This is a genomic window from Spiroplasma sp. ald (assembly GCF_044714355.1).
GTDB classification, from domain to species: Bacteria; Bacillota_I; Bacilli_A; order Mycoplasmatales; family Mycoplasmataceae; genus Spiroplasma; species Spiroplasma phoeniceum.
The window spans coordinates 1-1,613 of the sequence record NZ_RXFY01000154.1 but is presented as its reverse complement, the minus strand read 5'-3'; the positions used below and the strand labels follow the sequence as shown (position 1 = coordinate 1,613).

At 26.2% G+C, this 1,613-nt stretch carries 1 protein-coding gene; it reads right to left on the bottom strand.

The window, feature by feature from the left end:
• Positions 1-797: 797 nt before the first annotated feature.
• Positions 798-1,109, bottom strand: coding sequence for a hypothetical protein (locus EHU54_RS05760; protein ID WP_400249440.1), 312 nt, complete (start codon positions 1,107-1,109; stop codon positions 798-800).
• Positions 1,110-1,613 lie beyond the last annotated feature (504 nt).

Sequence of the window (1,613 nt, the reverse complement as noted above, 5' to 3'; positions counted from 1 at the left end):
AATCATTGTCTATCTTGGGGTGCAGAATTAATATCACCACCACCAATATTTAAACCACGGTCATTAAATACAGTATAAAAATTATAATAATCATTAATATTTAATTTCTCAGCATCTTCATCTAAAATTAATAAAGTATATTGTCTTTCGGTTGATTGTTGAGTAAATACTTGTTCAAATTTAGCATCTCCAAATTGAATTGAACTTCTATCATTAATCATATAAGCATCTCAATATTTACCAACTTTAACTTCTTTTGTATAAAAGTTATCTGCTTTATTATCATTATTCATAAAATAACTTAATTTATATTGATTTAAGTATTCTANCATTTTATTAACATCATAAATGTTTTCACCATCAATTAATTTTCAATAAACATTATTATTTTCATCTTTTAATTTTATCGCAAAAGGTGTTTCATTATTGGCTCATATAGTTGAGTTAATTGGTTGTTTATTAAAATCATCAATTGTTAAAATATTAATTTCTTCACCTTTATATTTTTGAACTATTTTTAAACTACCTTGTCATTGAGCAATAGTACTTTCCATATTATCAAATATTCTTGTATAACTACCATAATCACTNGGTTTAGCATTATTNGGTTTTCAACCAGTTTCTGTATCAGGTATATATGAACTATAAACATTAAAAGGAAATACCATTCAATGACGATTGTCTTTTATGTTTTCTCTGATATCGATTAAAGTATCGTGGGCTTGTCTTCTTAATTCTTCTATAATCCCGGGATTAATTCTACTCATTTTTTAATTCTCCTTAATTTCTGTTCTACCTTATAAGGCATTTTGATTATTACCAATTTCATCATATTCCATTAATTTATTATTATGTTCTATTTCTTTGGTTTGCATTTTATCTTGTCATGCTTCTACTTTTTCAAAATATTTGGTTGCTTCTAATTCATCAATATTATCATATTCAGTTATAGCTCTTATTGGCTCCATTGTGCCATTATCTAATCTAGCAGTAATTAATTCATTTTGTCGCATTTGGTCTACTAAACTAGCACTAATAAAATCAAATCCATAAGGTCTTTCACCATTTCCATCTCATAAACCATAATATTTTAAAACTGTATCAAACATTTTAGTATAATATTGCTTACGATATGCTTGTAAATATGCTTGTTTTTCTAAGTCTTTTGTTTTTGTTTTTGTTTTTTTTTATTAATGATTGTGTTTTATTTTCTTCACTATCTGAGGCATCACCAAAAGGGCTAGAAAAATGACATGCTAAGTATACTTGTTCAATAATTGCTTTTTGGTCTTGTGTATATGTTTCTAAGGTTGGTGTTCCTTGTACTACTTGTAAAGATTGNGATAATTGACCATCTACTGTTGATGAACTTGATTGAACAAAAATATCATCAAATACATCTTGTAATACTTTTTTATTACCTTTGTTATAAGCAGTCATTAAATCATCACTTAGTATTCCATATCAATGCGTACGATTTGCATATCTTTCTTTTGATTTAATATTAAAACTATCTTCTAAATCAAATTGTAATTTATAACAATTTGCCATAGTAGGTCATGGATTTAAAGTGGTTGATGTTGATAAGAACAACGGATTAGGTTCATTTATCA